The 18,232-nt window shown below is 65.2% G+C and carries 12 protein-coding genes; 11 read left to right on the top strand and 1 reads right to left on the bottom strand.

Annotation, left to right across the window (positions count from 1 at the left end; all coding sequences use genetic code 11):
* Positions 1–92: 92 nt before the first annotated feature.
* Positions 93–7,061: a hypothetical protein gene (locus FB597_RS10235; protein ID WP_186442763.1), complete on the bottom strand. Its 6,969-nt coding sequence runs from the start codon at positions 7,059–7,061 to the stop codon at positions 93–95.
* Between the two features lie 313 nt (positions 7,062–7,374).
* On the opposite strand from FB597_RS10235, the gene FB597_RS10230 reads away from it, so the two are divergent.
* The 11 genes from FB597_RS10230 to FB597_RS10180 all read left to right on the top strand — a co-directional run bounded on the left by FB597_RS10230 (position 7,375) and on the right by FB597_RS10180 (position 18,140).
* Complete coding sequence (locus tag FB597_RS10230; RefSeq protein ID WP_144769470.1) at positions 7,375–7,743, top strand: FmdB family zinc ribbon protein; 369 nt, start codon at positions 7,375–7,377, stop codon at positions 7,741–7,743.
* A gap of 25 nt (positions 7,744–7,768) precedes the next feature.
* A complete protein-coding gene (locus FB597_RS10225) occupies positions 7,769–8,404 on the top strand; it encodes a DUF502 domain-containing protein (RefSeq protein WP_144769469.1) in 636 nt (211 codons plus the stop codon).
* Positions 8,405–8,498: 94 nt separating this feature from the next.
* A complete protein-coding gene (gene aspS, locus FB597_RS10220; protein ID WP_141918257.1) occupies positions 8,499–10,304 on the top strand; it encodes an aspartate--tRNA ligase in 1,806 nt (601 codons plus the stop codon).
* 87 nt (positions 10,305–10,391) lie between these two features.
* Positions 10,392–10,892, top strand: a complete 501-nt coding sequence (gene nudB, locus FB597_RS10215; RefSeq protein ID WP_141918259.1) for a dihydroneopterin triphosphate diphosphatase — start codon at positions 10,392–10,394, stop codon at positions 10,890–10,892.
* 50 nt (positions 10,893–10,942) lie between these two features.
* Positions 10,943–11,734 (top strand): endonuclease/exonuclease/phosphatase family protein, encoded by a 792-nt coding sequence (locus FB597_RS10210; protein WP_141918262.1) that lies wholly within the window; start codon positions 10,943–10,945, stop codon positions 11,732–11,734.
* A 127-nt stretch (positions 11,735–11,861) separates the two neighbouring features.
* Complete coding sequence (locus FB597_RS10205; protein WP_141918264.1) at positions 11,862–13,025, top strand: phosphatidylserine/phosphatidylglycerophosphate/cardiolipin synthase family protein; 1,164 nt, start codon at positions 11,862–11,864, stop codon at positions 13,023–13,025.
* Positions 13,026–13,191: 166 nt separating this feature from the next.
* Entirely contained in the window at positions 13,192–14,367 is a 1,176-nt protein-coding gene (locus tag FB597_RS10200; protein ID WP_144769468.1) for an acetyl-CoA C-acetyltransferase, read from the top strand.
* Positions 14,368–14,518: 151 nt separating this feature from the next.
* Positions 14,519–14,893 carry an RNA-binding S4 domain-containing protein gene (locus tag FB597_RS10195; RefSeq protein WP_141918268.1) on the top strand — a complete coding sequence of 125 codons (375 nt, stop codon included), beginning with the start codon at positions 14,519–14,521 and terminating at the stop codon, positions 14,891–14,893.
* A gap of 75 nt (positions 14,894–14,968) precedes the next feature.
* Entirely contained in the window at positions 14,969–15,418 is a 450-nt protein-coding gene (locus FB597_RS10190) for a hypothetical protein (protein WP_141918270.1), read from the top strand.
* A gap of 199 nt (positions 15,419–15,617) precedes the next feature.
* The gene (locus tag FB597_RS10185; RefSeq protein ID WP_144769467.1) at positions 15,618–16,331 is read left to right on the top strand and encodes a TetR/AcrR family transcriptional regulator; all 714 of its coding nucleotides are present in this window, start codon (positions 15,618–15,620) and stop codon (positions 16,329–16,331) included.
* 18 nt (positions 16,332–16,349) lie between these two features.
* The gene (locus tag FB597_RS10180; protein ID WP_144769466.1) at positions 16,350–18,140 is read left to right on the top strand and encodes an acyl-CoA dehydrogenase C-terminal domain-containing protein; all 1,791 of its coding nucleotides are present in this window, start codon (positions 16,350–16,352) and stop codon (positions 18,138–18,140) included.
* Positions 18,141–18,232: the final 92 nt, after the last annotated feature.

Here is an 18,232-nt window from a genome sequence, read left to right as displayed (position 1 = left end):
CACCGCAGGCTACGCTGCCGGCAACAACCCCAGCACCACTGCGGCTTGCCGCTTAGACTAACTTTAAGTCTGGACCAGTTGTTTCAGGCCGGTCAGCGCCGGATCTCGCGATGGGCGCCGTCGTAGGCGATGCTGGTCATCTCATGCAGCACGCTACCATCAGCTTGCCGGCGGTCGATGATTTCAGCGGTGGTGTTGCCTTGGGCGTCGTAGCCGTAGCGGATCACTTCGCCATTGGCCAGCGTCTGGCTGACTCTGCGGCCAGCGGCGTCGTAGGCGTGGCGGGTAATGCGGGCGACATCCGCGCCGCTGCCTTCCACCGTCTCCTGCGTCAGCAGGTGCAAGCCGTTGTACTGGTAGCGCGTGGTCTGGCGTATTGCTTGGCCAGTATGGTCGGTGGCGGTGGGCAGCAAGGTCGCCGTCTTGCGGCCTTGCAGGTCGTATTCCCACTGGGTGGTGTTGCCAATGGCGTCGGTTTTAGCCATCAGGTCGCCATTGGCGTTGTAGGAACTGCGGGTGACGGCGTCGCCACTCTGTTCAGTCAATTGACCGTTGGCCTGGACGCTGGCGTTGCCGGCATTGCGGCGGATCTCGGCGGTTTGCCGGCCCAGGGCGTCGTACTCAAAGCCGGTGATACGGTCGCGCGCATCGGCGGCGAGCCGGGCCTGCAGGTCTTGCGCATCGCTGCTCTCGGACCAGGGATTGGCAGGATCCAACCGCTGGGCATAGGCGTGCTGGCGCAGCACATTGCCGGCGGCGTCGTATTGCCAGCCAATGGCATAGCCGGCGACATCGATGGCGAGGATCTTGCGTCCCAGCACATCGTAGTACAGATAGCTGCGCCGGCCTTGCGCATCCTGGTTCATCACCGCCTGGCCCAGGCCGTTGTAGGCGGTGCGGGTGACGATATCTCCGGTCTGGTAGAGGAAATTACCAGTGCTGCTGTCGAGCTCGGCATAGCCCACTTGCGCCTGCAGGGTTTCCAGCAATTGGCCATTGGCGTCGTAGGTAAAGCGCAGCTCGCGGTAGCGGTTCTCGTTGACGGGAACGGGCAAGGTGTCGCCGGCCGGCAAGTCGATCAGGTCGACATAGCTGCGCTGCACGGTCATGTTGCCGGCGGCATCGTATTGGCGGGCGATATAGGCCCCGGTCGGCCCCACTTCGCCGATGACGCGGTTGGCGGCGTCGTAGTAGTAACGGGTGGTGTGGCCGTTGGCGTCGGTCTTGGCGATGAGGTTGCCGAAGCTGTCGTAACGGGTGGTTTCGGTTGGGGCGACCTCTTGCCAGCCCTGGCCGGCCACGTAGATGCGCGTGCTTTGGCTGATGCGGTTCAGGGGACGGCCGGCGGCGTCGAAGGTATAGCGGGTAATGCGTTGTTCGGCCAGGCCGGCGGCTTCGATGGTTACGGTACGGTTGCCGAAGGCGTCGTAGCCGAAACGGTTGACGATGGCTTGCGCCAGGCCATCGCGACCTGGCGCCTGCACCGGCAGGGTTTCGCTGACCAGGCGACCCAGCGCGTCGTAGGCGTACCAGGTCGTGCCGCCCAGCTTGTTGGTGAAGCTGATGCGACGGCCATGGGTGTCGTAGGTGGACGTTTCGCTGTGGCCCAGGGCGTCGGTGCTTTGGATCAGGTTGCCGGCGGCGTCGTAGGTGTAGCGCGAGACATGTATCTGCCTGTTCGCTAACGCTTGCATGATCGCAACTTGATCGCCACGATCCACACTGTCTGCCAGCGCTTCCCGATATGTCACCAGATCGGTAATGCGCCCCGCCGCGTCATAACGCGTTTCCTCCACATGGCCCAAGCCGTCGATCTTGAAGCGCAGACGCCCGGCAGCATCGTAGTGGCGGTATTCGGTGCGATCCTGGGCCGAGGCGACGAGCGCTTGCAGTTGCAGCTTGCCGTCGGCGTCGCGCACCACGCTGGCCGCCTGGGCATGGCGCACGGTCTTGATGATATTGCCGTTGGCGTCATGGCTGTGGTGCGTTACATACCCCAAGGCATCGGTGCTGTATTGGGCACGGTTGGCCGCGTCGTACAGGGTGGTGACGCTACGATCGGCAGCATTGGGCTGCAGGGCCGCCGCCATGGCCGCTTCCGTCAACGGGCCCGGCCCGGCATGCAACGACCGGGCGTAGCCGATCTGTTGCTGTAGATTGCCGTTGGCGTCGTAGCGTCGTTCGGTCACGCTGCCTTGGGCGTCGACCTCGTAGCGCAGGCGCCCGGCCATGTCGTGGACGTAGCGCGTATGGCGGTCTTCGCCGCTGGCCTGGAGCTTGCCGGCCAGCGCCGCTTCGTCATCCCCGGCATCGGCAGCTACTGGCCGGGCGTAGGCGATCCTCTCACTTAGCTGGCCGGCGGCGTCGTAACGCTGTTCGGTCACGTTGCCCAGGGCGTCGATGCTGTAGCGCAGCCGGTTGCGGCTGTCGTAGACGCTGCGCTCAACAAGGTCGTCCGCATGGCGGCCGATGTCGATGGCCCCACCGTCGCTCAATGCCTGGCGCTGCTGCGCCGTCAACAAGGTAGCGTACCGGGTCTTGCCGGTCACATTGCCGTTGGCGTCGTAGTCGAAGCGGGTCACCGCGCCGCTGGCGTCGATCTGCTGGTGAATGCGGCCCTGGGCGTCGTAACGGGTCCATTGACGCAGGTCGGCGGCATCGGCCTGCACCAGCGCATCGAGGTCGGCCAATGTCCGGGCGGAGGCCAGTTGGCGGGCATCGATGCTGCGCGCGTACCGGATGACACCGGCGACACGGCCACTGGCGCCATCGTAGACGTTCCTTTGCACCGCTCCCAGCGGGTCGATGGTCAACACTTGCCTGTTATTGGCGTCGTAGGCGTAACGGGTCAGGTTGCCGCTGGCGTCGGTGACGTACGTGAGGTTGCCGGCGTCGTCGTAGCGGTAGCGGCGCGTCAGCTTCAGGCGGTCCGGGTCGATGGTTTCTTCGATGCGGCGCCCGGCGTTGTCATAGGTGTACCGGGTGACATTGCCATTGGGCTGCGTCGTGCGGAGCACCTGGCCGCTGGCGTCGTAGTCGTGCCGGGTCGTCAGCGCCAGGCCGTCGGGGTCGACCGTCTGCGCCACCAGGCGGCCCGCCGGGTCATAGCTGAACTGCGTCACCTGTCCGCCCGGTTGCGTCACGCTCAACTGGCGGCCTTGCCCATCGTAGGCATAGCGCGTCACCAGGTTCAGCCCGTCCGGATCGACCGTGCGGGCAATCACCCGGTTGGCCGCGTCGTAGCCCAGTACCGTGCGCCGGCCGGCTTCATCCACCGTTTCGATCAGGCGGTTGGCGGCGTCATAGCGTTGCGTGTGGGTCTGGCCGCCGTGCTCTTGGGTAATCAGGTTGCCGTTGGCGTCGTAGCGGAAACGGGTCACATGGCCGCGGCCGTCGGTGACTTCCTGTTGTTGGCCATGACGGTTAAATGTGGTGGTCACCGTCACGCCGTCGGCCGTGGTGACGGCGCTGCTGCGTTGGGCGGCGTCGTAGCGGTAACGGGTGAGACGGCCCCGGTCGTCGTGGCTGACGATGCGGTCGAAGGCGTCGTAGGTGCTCATCACCCGGCCGCCCAGCGCGTCGGTGAGCACGATCTGCCGGCCCAGGCGGTCGTATTGATGGCCGGTGACGTTGCCGCGCGCATCGGTGCTCTGGATGACCCGGCCCCAGGCGTCGAATTGGCGGCGGCTCGTCAGGTGCAGCCCGCCCGCATCCTGCACCGTGTGCGTGACCAGGCCACGCCGGTCGCGTTCGCTGGTGTGGATAACGCGGCGCTGGCCGTCGATGCGCTCTTCGCGTACCGTCTCGCCGAAGCTGTTGTAGCTGTAGTGCGTCTGTAGTCCGGCGGCATCCTGCTGCGCCAGCAGCAGGCCCTGGCTGTCGTAGCGGTAGGTATGCACGCTGTTGCCGGCGTCTTGCCGCAGGGCCGACAGCGCCGCTTCCAGCGTGCTCAGGGACAGTCCGGCGGCCAATGCCTGGCGATCCAGGCGACGCGCGTAGCGGGTCGTGCCGACGATCTGGCCGAAGGCGTCGTAGCGCGTTTCGGCCACTTCTCCCAGGGCGTTGATGGTGTGCGTCAAGCGGCCGGTCGCGTCATAGACATAGGATGTCCGGTTGCCGTTGGCGTCGGTGCTGGCGGTTGTGCGGCCCAGGGCGTCATAACTGTGGCGCGTGCCGTGCTCTTGCCAGATGCGCTCGATCTGTTCGGCCGTCATGCCTTCTTGCAGCAGGGCCGCGCCCTGGGCGCTGAGTTCGGCGATCTTGCGCCCTTGCAGGTCGTATTGCGCCAGCCGGCTGATGGCTTCGGGGGCGCCGACCGCGCGCGTGGTGGCCACCACATTGCCCATGGCGTCGTAGCGGTAGCGCGTGATGTTGCCCTGGTAGTCGGTTTCTTCAATGAGGCGGTTGCTCGCGTCGTAGCGGCAGGAGGTGCTGCGGTCTTGCGCATCGGGCGCCGGACGCAACGCGGCCAGGCTGTTGCCGGCATTGGCCGCCATGGCGTAGCGGATGCGCCGCGCCACGTTGCCGTTGGCGTCGTAAATCGTTTCGGTGAGGTAGCCCAGCGCATCGACCTGGCCGACGACTTGCCCGCGGGCATTGTAAATACTGCGCTCAAGCGTCTGCCCGCCCTCCTGGACGGCGGCTTGCAGCGCCACCAGATCGCCTTCATGCAGGCGTTGCGCCACGGCTTGCCCATGGCGCAGCGCCTGCGTTTGCCGGCCGGCGCTGTCGTAGGTCCATTCGCTGAGGTAGCCGGCCGCGTCCAGCGTGGCTATCCGCAGGCCGTCGGCATCGTAAAAGTGGCGCGTGCTGCGGTCTTGCGCATGCGAGGCGACCATGATGGCGCTGTCGTCGGGCCGCTCGCCCAGGTGCGTGATGTCGATCAGGGTGGCGTGGCACGTGCTGCGCACCAGCCGGCCGGCCGCATCGTAGTGCAGCGTGGTTACCGCGCCGTGGGCGTTGATCTCCTTGGCCGGGCGGCCGGCCGCATCGTAGGTGCGCAAGGCCAGGCGGTCCTGGGGGCTGCGGGCCGGGCGCAGCGTCTCCAGCGCCGGCACCCCGCTGTGCGGCAGCAGCGCCGTATCGATGCGCGTGGCGTAGGACAGGCTGAACGTCAACTGCCCGGCGCCGTCGTAGCGGTACTCGCTGAGCAAACCGGCCGCATCGAGATCGGCGGCCTTGTTGCCTTGGGCGTCGTAGAAGAGCCAACTGCGCGCCCCGCTGGGGTCTTCGCGCATGACCAGCCGTCCCAGGGCGTCGTAGGTATGCCGGGTCGTGCCCAGATCCTGGCCGGCGCCGCTGTGCGACACCGTCAGCAGGCGGCCTGCCGCATCATAGGTGCGTTGCGTGGTCAGGCCGTTGGCGTGCACCGTGCTGCTGGTGCGGCCGGCGGCGTCGTAGCGCGTCAGGGTCACTTGCCCCTGCTCGTCGCGCACCATCTCCCGGCCCAGGCCGTCATAGCCGTAGACAGTGGTGCCGCCATTGCCGTCGATCGTCTGCAGCAGCCGGCCGGACTGGTCGTAGACATAGCGCAGCACGCTGGCGCCGGCGGCTACGCCCTGGCCGGCCTGGTCCAGCGCGGCATAGCTGGTCTGGCGCATCAGCTGGCCGCGCGCATCGTATTCCAGGTCGGTGCGGGTGCCCTGGTGCGCCGGCTGGGCCGCGGCCCAGGCCGCCAGCGCGGCTTCGTCCGGCGCCGGCTGCCGCGCGAGATCGAACAGGCCGGCGGCCCCCTCCTGGGCATAGCGCAGGATGGCGCTTTGGTCGCCCTCGGCGTTGTAGCGGTATTCGGTCACGCGTCCCTGGGCGCTGATGGTGAAACGCACCTGATCGCCCTCGCCATAGACATGGCGGGTGGTGTGCGATGCCGTCTGGCCCGTCGCATTGCGCTGGCTCAGAGTTTCCGATACCAGCCGGTTGCGCTGGTCGTAGCGCCGCTCCACCAGGTTGCCCAGCGCATCTTCTTGCGCCACCTGGTTGCCGTTGTCGTCGTAGCGCATGACCGTGGTCCGCCCGGCGCCGTCGGTGATGGAGACCACGTCGCCGCGTGCGTTATAGGCGTAGCGCACCGTGCTGTCGCCTTGCGCCACGTCGGTCAGTTGCCCGGCGGCGTCGTAGCCGTAGCACGTCTGCTGGCCCACGGCATCGGTGACGATGGTGCGCCCGGCCTGGTAGGCATAGCGCGTCGTGTGGCCCAAGGCGTCGGTGACCGAGGCGATCCGGTAGGCGTCGCCCTCCTGCACATAAGTGAAGGCCAGGCTGCTGCCGTCGGCCTGCGTGATGCCCGACAGCCGCTCGCTGTGGCCGTCGTAGCGGTAGCGCGTCACATAGACTTGGCCGTCGGCGATGTCGTTATCTTCGGGACTCAGGTCGACGATGGCTTCGGTGAGCCGGTGCTGCGCATCGTAGCGGTAGTACAGGCGCGTGCCGTGCCGGCCTTCGGCCGTCTCCACCCGCACTTGCACCAGGTTCTGGCCATCGTAGACGTAATGCGTCTTCTCGCCCGAGGGCAGCGTGACCGTACCCAGCCGCCCCCGGCTGTCGTAGTCGTAGCGCGTGGTGTGCCCTTGCGCATCGCGGCTGCTGCGCAGGCTGCCGTCGCCAGCGTCGTAATGCTCTTGCCGGCCCGCGCCGTCGCGCCAGACATAGCCCGTACCTTCGCGCACGATCTCCCGGTAGGCGCCGCCGCCGTCGGTACTCACATAGGCTTGCCGTCCGGCATCCCACTCATGGCGTGCCTGCGCCCCGTCGCGCTCGGTGCGTAATACGCTGCTGCCGGCCTGGCCCCAGGCTCCCGTCAGCGTCAGCGTGCGTCGCCCGCCGTTGATGGACCAGTGCAGCGCCCCATCCGCCAACTGTCCCTGGCTGTTGTAGGTGCGCAGCGACTGGTACGCCCCGCCGCGCCCGGCCAGCTGCTCGTCCAGATCCTGCACCACCAGGTTGCCCGTGGCCACGTTCATGTACACCCGCTCGCCGCTGCTGCCCTGCCGCGCCTGCCCGCCTTCGCTGCGACCCAATACCCCCAACGAACCCAGGGACAGCCCCAGATGATTGCCACTCACGATCGCTACCATGTGCACTCCGCCTAATTGTTCTCTCTTCCCGTGCCTGTGCAACGGGGCTTGGCAACGTATCCAGCGATTGACGGAAATGTTTAGCGAATGAAGAGTTTGGGTGGGAAAAATGGTAAAAAAGCAATATTGACGTTGAATTTATTCGCGGTGGCGCCGTGTGGGGCAAGGAAGGGGTACCGGCAAGAGAGGGGGCGAAGACGAGGTAAAATACAGCTTGTAGACAAGCCGCCGCACCGGCCGCAAAAATCCCGCCAAAACCCTTTATAATTCAGGGTTTTGGAAGTTTTTTGCGGAGTTAGTCATGCCGATTTACGCGTATCGCTGCGAAGCGTGTGGTTTTGCCAAGGATGTCTTGCAGAAGATCTCCGACGATGCGTTGACCGTTTGCCCGTCCTGCAACAAGGACAGCTTCAGGAAGCAACTGACCGCAGCCGGTTTCCAGTTGAAGGGTTCCGGCTGGTATGTGACCGATTTCCGCGGCGCCGGCAGCGGCACCGCCAACAGCGTGGGCGCTACCGGCACCGGGCTGGCCTCGGGCGAGGCGGCCGCGAGCGCCGGTTCCACGCCAGCGACGGCCGCCCCCGCTCCGGCTGCAGCCCCCGTACCTGCTGCGGCGGCTCCGGCTGCAGCCCCTTCGACCCCGACCGCTTCTTCTTCCAGCGCCAGCTGAGAAGCAGCGTCACCGACCCCGACCCATGCGCAAATATTTCATTACCGGCCTGCTGATCCTGGTGCCCCTGGCCATTACGCTCTGGGTGCTCAACCTGATCATCAGCACGATGGACCAGTCGCTGCTGCTGCTGCCGCCGAGCTGGCGTCCGGAATCCCTGCTGGGCTTCTACATCCCCGGCCTGGGCACCATCCTCACGCTGCTGATCATCTTCCTCACGGGCCTGGCCGCGCGCAACTTCATCGGCCGCCAGATCGTCTCGGTGTGGGAAGGCATCCTGACCCGCATCCCGGTGGTCAAGTCGATCTATTCCAGCGTCAAGCAGGTGTCGGATACGCTGTTCTCGTCGTCGGGCAACGCCTTCCGCAAGGCGGTGTTGATCCAGTACCCGCGCCATGGCTCCTGGACCATCGCCTTCCTGACCGGCACGCCGGGCGGCGAGGTGAAGAACCATCTGACGGGCGACTACATCAGCGTGTACGTGCCAACGACCCCCAACCCCACTTCGGGTTTCTTCCTGATGTTGCCGCGTGCGGAATCGATCGAGCTTGAGATGTCGGTCGACGAGGCGCTGAAGTACATCGTCTCCATGGGCGTGGTGGCCCCGGAAATGCTGGCCGACAAGAAAATCATCACCGAACCGGCGGCGCCCCGCAATTGATGGGGCGGCCGGCGCCATCGCGCCGGCCAGCCCCGCCTTCGCTCCCAATCAATACCTCGAATCACACAAGAACACTGTCAACGGAATCAGAACCATGTCCATGCGAACCCAATACTGTGGCCTCACTACCGAGGCATTGCTCGGCCAAACCGTCAGCCTGTGCGGCTGGGTGCACCGTCGCCGCGACCACGGCGGCGTGATCTTCATCGACCTGCGCGACCGCGAGGGCCTGGTGCAGGTGGTGTGCGACCCGGACCGCGCCGACGTTTTCAAGAACGCCGAAGCGGTGCGCAACGAATTCTGCCTGCGCATCACCGGTGTGGTGCGCAACCGTCCTGAAGGCACCACTAACGCCAACCTGAAGTCGGGCAAGATCGAAGTGCTGTGCCACGAGCTGGAAGTGCTCAACCCGTCGGTCACGCCGCCGTTCCAGCTGGACGACGACAGCCTGTCGGAAACCACCCGCCTGACGCACCGCGTGCTGGACCTGCGCCGTCCGCAGATGCAGAACAACCTGCGCCTGCGCTACAAGGTGGCGATGGAAGTGCGCAAGTTCCTGGACGCGCAAGGCTTCATCGACATCGAAACCCCGATGCTGACCAAGTCGACCCCGGAAGGCGCGCGCGACTACCTGGTGCCCTCGCGCGTGAACGCCGGCGAATTCTTCGCCCTGCCGCAGTCGCCGCAGCTGTTCAAGCAGTTGCTGATGGTGGCCAACTTCGACCGCTATTACCAGATCACCAAGTGCTTCCGCGACGAAGACCTGCGCGCCGACCGCCAGCCTGAATTCACCCAGATCGACTGCGAGACTTCCTTCCTGAACGAGCAGGAAATCCGCGACCTGTTCGAAGGCATGATCCGCCTGGTGTTCAAGAACGCGCTCGACATCGACCTGCCGAACCCGTTCCCGGTGATGGACTTCGCCACCGCCATGGGCATGTACGGCTCGGACAAGCCGGACATGCGCGTGAAGCTGGAATTCACCGAACTGACCGATGTCATGAAGGATGTCGACTTCAAGGTCTTCTCCGGCGCGGCCAACAGCGAAGGCGGCCGCGTGGTCGGCCTGCGCGTGCCGGGCGGCGCGGAAATGCCGCGTTCGGAAATCGATGCCTATACCCAGTTCGTCGCCATCTACGGCGCCAAGGGCCTGGCCTACATCAAGGTCAACGAGAAGGCCAAGGGTCGCGACGGCCTGCAGTCGCCGATCGTCAAGAACATCCATGACGCCGCCCTGGCCGCGATCATCGAAAAGACCGGCGCGCAAGACGGCGACCTGATCTTCTTCGGCGCCGATAAGGCTAAGGTCGTCAACGACGCCATCGGCGCGCTGCGTGTGAAGATCGGCCACAGCGACTTCGGCAAGAAGAACGGCCTGTTCGACGACCAGTGGCGTCCGCTGTGGGTGGTCGACTTCCCGATGTTCGAATACGACGAGGACAACCAGCGCTGGGTCGCGCTGCACCATCCGTTCACCTCGCCCAAGGATGGCCACGAGGACTTCATCTCGACCAATCCGGGCGCGGCCATCGCCAAGGCCTATGACCTGGTGCTGAACGGCTGGGAGCTGGGCGGCGGCTCGGTGCGTATCCACCGCGCCGAGGTGCAGAGCAAGGTGTTCCGCGCGCTGAAGATCGACGACGAGGAAGCGCGCCTGAAGTTCGGCTTCCTGCTGGACGCGCTGCAATACGGTGCGCCCCCGCACGGCGGCATCGCCTTCGGCCTGGATCGCCTGGTGACCATGATGGCCGGCGCCGAGTCGATCCGCGACGTGATCGCTTTCCCCAAGACCCAGCGTGCGCAGTGCCTGCTGACCCAGGCGCCGTCGGCGGTCGACGAGAAGCAATTGCGCGAGCTGCACATTCGCCTGCGCAATGCCGAGCCGGCAGTCAAGGCATAAGAACCCGTTCAATATCTTCTTGCCCGCTGTTTTGGGCATAATGAAAGGCGCCGGTTTCCCCGGCGCCTTTTTTCTTTTGCGAGTGCAATGAACGACCGTCCCTACAAGATTCCCGAATCGGTGCTGGTGGTGATCCACACCGCCGAACGCGAAGTGCTGCTGATCGAACGCGCCGACAAGGCCGGTTTCTGGCAGTCGGTGACCGGCTCCAAGGACACGCCGGAAGAAGACCTGTCGGAAACCGCCCGACGCGAAGTGCAGGAAGAAACCGGCATCGTGGTGGCGGCCGCAGGGGCACAATCCCGGCAAGCGCCCGGGAATGCCTTGCCGGCGGCCAACCTGCGCGACTGGCAACTTTCCAACATCTATGAAATCTATCCGGTCTGGCGGCATCGTTACGCGCCCGGCGTGACCAGGAACACGGAGCACGTTTTCGGGCTGCTGGTACCGCGCGATATTCCGGTGACGCTGGCCCCGCGCGAACACACGCGCTACCAGTGGCTGCCGTACCGCGAAGCGGCCGACCGCTGTTTCTCGCCTTCCAATGCGGAAGCGATCCTGCAGTTGCCGGCCTATATGCAAGCTTGAGTGCAAGGCCGAGCCGGGCAGGGTGGCGGGCCGAACAAGAAAGGTGTCCCATGAAGTTGCGTGTCGCGACATACAACATCCACAAAGGCGTGACTTCGTTCGGCGGCCGGCCGCGCATCCTGGCGCTCAAGCAGGCGCTGGCCCAGCTCGATGCCGATATCCTGTTCCTGCAGGAAGTGCAGGGCCGGCACGACCTGAACGCCTTGCGCCACGCCTCCAACTGGCCGCAGCTGGGCCAGCATGAATACCTGGCCGGCGAAACCCATCATTCGGCGTATGGCATGAATGCCGTGTACGACCACGGGCACCACGGCAATGCGCTGATTTCGCGCTTCGCCATCGCTTCCATCCGCAACCAGGATGTCTCCGACCATGCCTATGAATCGCGCGGCATCCTGCATTGCGTGGTGCCGGTGGAGGGCGTCGACGTGCATTGCTATGTGGTCCACCTCGGCCTGTTCGCCGGCAGCCGCCGCCGCCAGACGGCGGCGCTGATCGAGGCGGTGCGCTCTTCCTCGCCGCCCGATGCGCCGTTGATCATCGCCGGCGATTTCAACGACTGGACCAACCAGCTGAGCAAGCTGCTATATCAGCGCCTGGGCGTGATCGAGGTGTTCGACCAGCCGCTCACCAAGGGGCTGATGCAGAGCCTGCGCAGGATGGGCGGATTGTCGGCGCCGATCCGTCCGGCGCGCACCTTTCCGGCGATGCTGCCGTGGCTGCGGCTGGATCGGATTTACCTGCGCGGCTTCAAGGTCGAGACCGCGCAAGTGTTGAGGGAAGGACCGTGGACGCGCTTGTCCGACCATGCGCCTATCGTCAGCGAACTGCACTTGGCGTAGACTTGGAGTCGCCAGCAAAACGCTGCGGGCTGCGTTGCGCCGGCGGCTCGTGGAAGCTGTCTGCAGTACGCCTTTGCTGCCGTTGGCGGTTCGTCCCGACTGAACAGAACCAAGAAAAAAGTCCCGCATGCGCCATCTGAATTTCACCGACGGCAACGAGATTGCGCTGCTGCACAGCGGCGCAGGCTACTACCCCGCGCTGATCGCCGCCATCGACGCGGCGCGCGTGGAGATCTACCTTGAAACCTATATCTTCGCCATCGACGACACCGGCATCCTGGTGCGCGACGCATTGCAGCGCGCGGCCCGGCGCGGGGTGGTGGTGTATGTGATCAACGACTGGCTGGGCACCGGCCGCGTGCAGACCCGGCAGCTCAAGCAGACCCTGGCGGGAGCCGGCGTGCAGCACCGCTCCTTCAACCCCTGGTTCAGGCGCGGCGTGGCGCGCAGCCACCGCAAGCTGTGCGTGGTGGACCGCCAGGTGGCTTTCGTCGGCGGGCTCAACATCAACGACGATTTTCTGTCCGACCGCGATTTTGCGACGGTGCTGCCGGCGCCGCGCTGGGACTTCGCGGTGCGCATCACTGGCCCGCTGGTGCATGAGATCTATCGCGAGATGGATGCCCAGTGGCGGCGCGTGGGCCGCATGAAGCTCAAGGCGCGCTGGGAGAATTTCAAGCGCCTGCGGCATCGCCTGGTGGTGCCGGTCCATGGCGCGGCCCAGGCCGCGCTGGTGGTGCGCGACAACTTCCGCAACCGACGCACCATCCAGCACGCTTACCTGCAGGCCTTGGGGCACGCGCGCGACAGCGCTTTTCTGGTCACCCCCTATTTCGCTCCGGGGCGCAAGATGCGGCGCGCGCTGGAACAAGCGGCGCAGCGCGGCGTGAAGGTGACCTTGCTGCTGGGCGTGGGCCAGTTCGCCATGCAGGATGCGGTGGCGCATTCCTTCTATCCCAAGCTGCTGGGCGCCGGGGTGCGCATCGTCGAATACATCAAGACCGATTTGCATGCCAAGGTGGCGGTAGTGGACGACAAGTGGTCCACGGTCGGCTCCAGCAACTACGACGGCCTGTCCCTGTTCGTCAACCAGGAGGCCAATGTGGTCATCCAGGACCCGGCGTTCTCGCGCTACCTGAGGGAAGAGATCGAGGCCGGCGCCGCCGAGGGGCGCGTGATCCACCTGTCCGACTTCACGCATGCGCCCTGGTACAAGCGCGCCTGGTATGGCGCCGCCTTCCTGCTTTACCGCACGGTGATCCACATCATCACGCTGGGGCAGGACGCCTGAGGGGCGGCAGCGGCGGTTGCCGGCGCCTGGATGGCGCTGCGCAATGTACGCAAATACCGAAAATTCACCGTATCGCATTCCATGATGAAATGGACTAAGATGGCCCTCCGGGTTTCCCACGGAAGGTCGCGTGGCTTTCCCGCCAATTCAATAAAAGGAGCGCATTATGGATGACGTCGTCATTGTTGCAGCACAGAGAACAGCAATCGGTAAGTTCGGCGGTTCCCTTTCCAAGATCGCCGCCGCCGATCTCGGTGCGCAAGTCATCAAGGCGTTGCTGGCCAAGACCGGCATCAAGCCGGAAGCCATCAGCGAAGTCATCCTCGGCCAGGTGCTGACCGCCGGCGTGGGCCAGAACCCGGCGCGCCAAGCGGTGATCAAGTCCGGCCTGCCCGACATGGTGCCGGCCTTCGTGGTCGGCAAGGTCTGCGGCAGCGGCCTGAAGGCGGTGCAACTGGCGGCCCAGGCCATCAAGTGCGGCGACGCCCAGATCGTCATCGCCGGCGGCCAGGAAAACATGAGCGCCTCGCCGCATGTGCTCAACAATTCGCGCGACGGCTTCCGCATGGGCGACGCCAAGCTGACCGACACCATGATCGTCGATGGCCTGTGGGACGTCTACAACCAGTACCACATGGGCATCACCGCCGAGAACGTGGCCAAGAAGTTCGACATCTCGCGCGCCGAGCAGGACGCCTTCGCCGCCGCCTCGCAGAACAAGGCCGAAGCCGCGCAAAAGGCCGGCAAGTTCAAGGATGAGATCGTCCCCATCGAGATCAAGGGCAAGAAGGAAACCGTGCTGTTCGACACCGACGAGTTCGTCAAGCACGGCGTGACCGCCGACGCGCTGGGCGCGCTGCGCCCGGCCTTCGACAAGGCCGGCACGGTGACCGCCGGCAACGCTTCGGGCATCAACGACGGCGCCGCCGCGGTGGTGGTCACTTCCGCCAGGCTGGCGGCCGAGCTGGGCCTGCCGGTGCTGGCGAAGATCAAGTCCTACTCGTCGGCCGGCCTCGACCCCAGCATCATGGGCATGGGCCCGGTGCCGGCGTCGCAGCTGACCCTGAAGAAGGCCGGCTGGAACCCGCAAGACCTGGACCTGATGGAAATCAACGAAGCCTTCGCGGCCCAGGCCATCGCCGTCAACAAGCAAATGGGCTGGGACACCGGCAAGATCAACGTCAACGGCGGCGCGATTGCGCTGGGCCACCCGATCGGCGCCTCCGGCTGCCGCGTGCTGGTGACCCTGCTGCACGAGATGGTGCGTCGCGACGCCAAGCGCGGCCTGGCCAGCCTGTGTATCGGCGGCGGCATGGGCGTGGCGCTGGCGGTTGAGCGCTGATCCCGGCCCGGGTCTGGCATGAATGGAAAGCGCCGGCGATTCGCCGGCGTTTTTCTTGCCCGGCCGCAATCGCCGCCATCCCGGCGCAGGCCGGCGCATGCGCCGTACAATCCACATCACGCGACATCGCATCATTACCCGCAGGATAACCATGGACACCATCCGCATCGACAAATGGTGCTGGGCCGCACGCTTTTTCAAGACGCGCTCGCTCGCCACCGAGGCCATCGAGCGCGGCCGCGTCAGGCTCAATGGCGAGCGCACCAAGCCCGCGCATAGCGTCAAGGCCGGCGACAGGCTGGCCATCGATAACGGCGCCACCGAATGGGAAGTGGTGGTGACCGGCGTAGCCGACAAGCGCGGCTCGGCCGCCATCGCCGCCACGCTCTACAGCGAGACCGAAGACAGCCTGCGCCGCCGCGCAACAGAGGCGGAGCGGCATCGCCTGTTCCGCGAACCCGCCGCCGAGATCAAGGGGCGGCCGACCAAGCGCGACCGCCGCCTGCTCGACCGCTCCTCATCCTGACCGGTCGCCGCCGCCCGTTGTAAGATGGAGAAGATTTTCCCGGCCAATCTTAGAACCTGTTCAGAGTAGGCGCAGATGTCCCAGGCAGTCCTGTTCCAACCGACCATCCGCAAAGAGTGCCCGCCAGGCGCGTGCGTGTGCGAGCGCGAGCAGTTGATGGACCGGTTGCATTCGGAGGCGGCGCGGGTGCTGCTGCTGACCCGCGAGGAAGAAAAGCGGCTGATTGAGCGCATCATGCGCATCGGTTCCTACGAAGACCTGCTGCATATCGGCCGGCTGATGCGGAAGAACTTGGGCATCGTCCTGCAGATCGCCCCTGCCGCGCTGGAGGTGCGCAGCGTGCGCGGCCTGCAGATCCGGCTGGCCGAACAGCCCGGCCTGTGCCGCAAGACCCGCGAAACCGTCCCGGCCGCCATCCGCAAATGCCTGGAAAACAATCCCGCCATCGTCTACGCCATCCTGGACGCCCATGACCTGCTGGGCGGCTCCGCATCCGCCCCGCAAGAAGGGGCGGACGGGCCCTGAGTTTTCCCGGCGGCAAGCCCGGCGCCGTTGCACGCCGGCTTGTCCGGTTCACGCCGATTTTTTGTTTGACATTTACGGCGCGATGAATAATAGTACGATCGTTCGAATAAATTCCGGAAGCATCGTGCCGCAAAGGGCAGACCTGCCTATCCGAACCGTTCCCGCCGCCTTCCACGCGGCGGATACCAAAGAGACAATGATGACAGAGACAAGCAAGGCGACGACCGCCACTCCTGCGACCACCCGGCCGAAATTCCTGCGCAAGGGCGAGCAGACCCGCGCCGCCATCCTCGACGTGGCGCTGGAGCTGGCCAGCCGCGACGGCCTGGAAGGGCTCACCATCGGCCTGTTGGCCGAGAAGATGAAGATGAGCAAGTCCGGCGTATTCGCCCATTTCGGCTCGCGCGAAGACTTGCAGATCGAAGTCGTGCGCCTGTACCACAACCGCTTCGAGCAGGACGTGTTCTACCCGTCCATCAAGGAAGTGCGCGGCCTGCCGCGCCTGGAAGCAATGTTCGCGCGCTGGGTCAAGCAGGTCACGGTCGAAATCGCGCTGGGCTGCATCTACATCAGCGGCGCGGTCGAGTACGACGACCGTCCGGGCGCCATCCGCGACCACCTGGTGGCAATGGTCCAGGCCTGGCGCGATGCGCTGGAGCGCTGCATCAAGCAGGCCATGGAAGCCGGCCACATCCGCGCCGATATCGACGTCGGCCAGATGGTCTATGAAATGTACGGCCTGATCCTGGCGCTGCACCACGACGCCCGCTTCCTCAATATTCCCGGCAGCGTCGAACGCGCCCAGGCCAGCTTCGACCGCCTGATCGACAGTTACCGCCCGCTGGACAGCAGCGCCAAGACTGCCGCCGCACCCGCCAAGAATTCCAAATCGGCTGCCAAAAAAGCCGCCTAACCTGTTCCGGAGACATACATGCCCCAATACAACGCCCCCCTGCGCGACATGCAATTCGTCCTGCACGAGCTGCTCAAGGTCGAAGAGGTATTCAAAGAGTTGCCGCCGCACGCCGAGACCAACCGCGAGCTGATCGACCAGGTGCTGGAAGAGGGCGGCAAGTTCACCTCGCAGGTGCTGTTCCCGCTGAACCATTCGGGCGACCGCGAAGGCTGCCATTTCGACCGCGAGACCAAGGCCGTCACCACCCCCAAGGGTTTCAAGGAAGCCTACAAGCAGTACGTCGAAGCCGGCTGGGCGGCGCTGTCCTGCGACACCGAATATGGCGGCCAGGGCCTGCCGCTGACGCTGAACAATTCGTTCTACGAAATGCTCAATTCAAGCAACCAGGCCTGGACCATGTATCCCGGCCTGTCGCACGGCGCCTACGAGTGCCTGCACGCGCACGGCTCCGACGAGCAGAAGGCGCTGTACCTGCCCAAGCTGGTCTCGGGCGAATGGACCGGCACCATGTGCCTGACCGAAGCGCATTGCGGCACCGACCTGGGCCTGTTGCGCAGCAAGGCCGAGCCGCAGGCCGACGGCTCCTACAAGATCACCGGCAACAAGATCTTCATCTCGGCCGGCGAAAACGACGTCTCCGACAACATCGTCCACCTGGTGCTGGCGCGCCTGCCGGATGCGCCGCAAGGCTCCAAGGGCATCTCGCTGTTCATCGTGCCCAAGTTCCTGCCCAATGCCGACGGCTCGCTGGGCGCGCGCAACCCGATTTTCTGCGGCGCCATCGAAGAGAAGATGGGCATCCATGGCAACGCCACTTGCCAGATGAACCTGGACGGCGCCACCGGCTGGCTGATCGGCCAGCCGCACAAGGGCCTGCAGGCGATGTTCGTGTTCATGAACGCGGCCCGCCTGGGCGTGGGCATGCAAGGCCTGGGCCTGACCGAAGTGGCGTACCAGAACGCCCTGGTGTACGCCAAGGATCGCCTGCAGATGCGCAGCCTGACCGGCATCAAGGCCGCCGACAAGCCGGCCGACCCGATCATCGTGCACCCCGACGTGCGCCGCATGCTGCTGACCGCCAAGGCCTTTGCCGAAGGCGGCCGCGCCTTCACCTCCTACGTCGCGCTGGAGCTGGACAAGGAACTGTCCCACCCGGACGAGCAGGTGCGCAAGGATTCGGCCGACATCGTCGCGCTGCTGACCCCGGTGATCAAGGCCTTCCTGACCGACAACGCCTGGATCGCCACTTCCGAATGCCTGCAGGTCTACGGCGGCCACGGCTACATCGCCGAATGGGGCATGGAGCAATACGTGCGCGACGCCCGCATCAACATGATCTACGAAGGCACCAACACCATCCAGTCGCTGGACCTGCTGGGCCGCAAGATCCTGATGGACAACGGCGCCAAGCTCAAGAAGTTCGGCGCGCAGATCCAGGCCTTCGTCGAAGAGAACGGTACCGACGAAGCCATGTCCGAATTCATCACGCCGCTGGCCGACATCGGCGACAAGGTCACCAAGCTGACCATGGAAATCGGCATGAAGTCCTTCGCCAACCAGGATGAGGCCGGCGCTGCCGCCGTGCCTTACCTGCGCGTGGTCGGCCATCTGGTGTTCTCCTACCTGTTTGCCCAAATGGCCAAGATCGCGCTGGAAAAGCAGGGCTCCGGCGATACCTTCTACATCGCCAAGCTGGCCACCGCGCGCTTCTACTTCGCGCGCCTGCTGCCGGAAACCGCGATGCTGATCCGCCAGGCGCGCTCCGGCGCGGCCAACCTGATGGCGCTGGACGCGGATTTGTTCTGAGTTGTCGAGTAAGGACGCGGGGCGGCCAGTTTGGCGCCTTGCGACATTGATCTGCCGCAATAAGATAAGACAAGGCCGTGGCATGGCGTCAT

The sequence above is a fragment of the Herbaspirillum sp. SJZ099 genome (genome assembly GCF_007828355.1).
Taxonomy (GTDB): Bacteria; Pseudomonadota; Gammaproteobacteria; order Burkholderiales; family Burkholderiaceae_D; genus Herbaspirillum.
The sequence above is the reverse complement of the archived record's forward strand: the minus strand, read 5'-3'. Positions and strand labels throughout refer to the sequence as shown.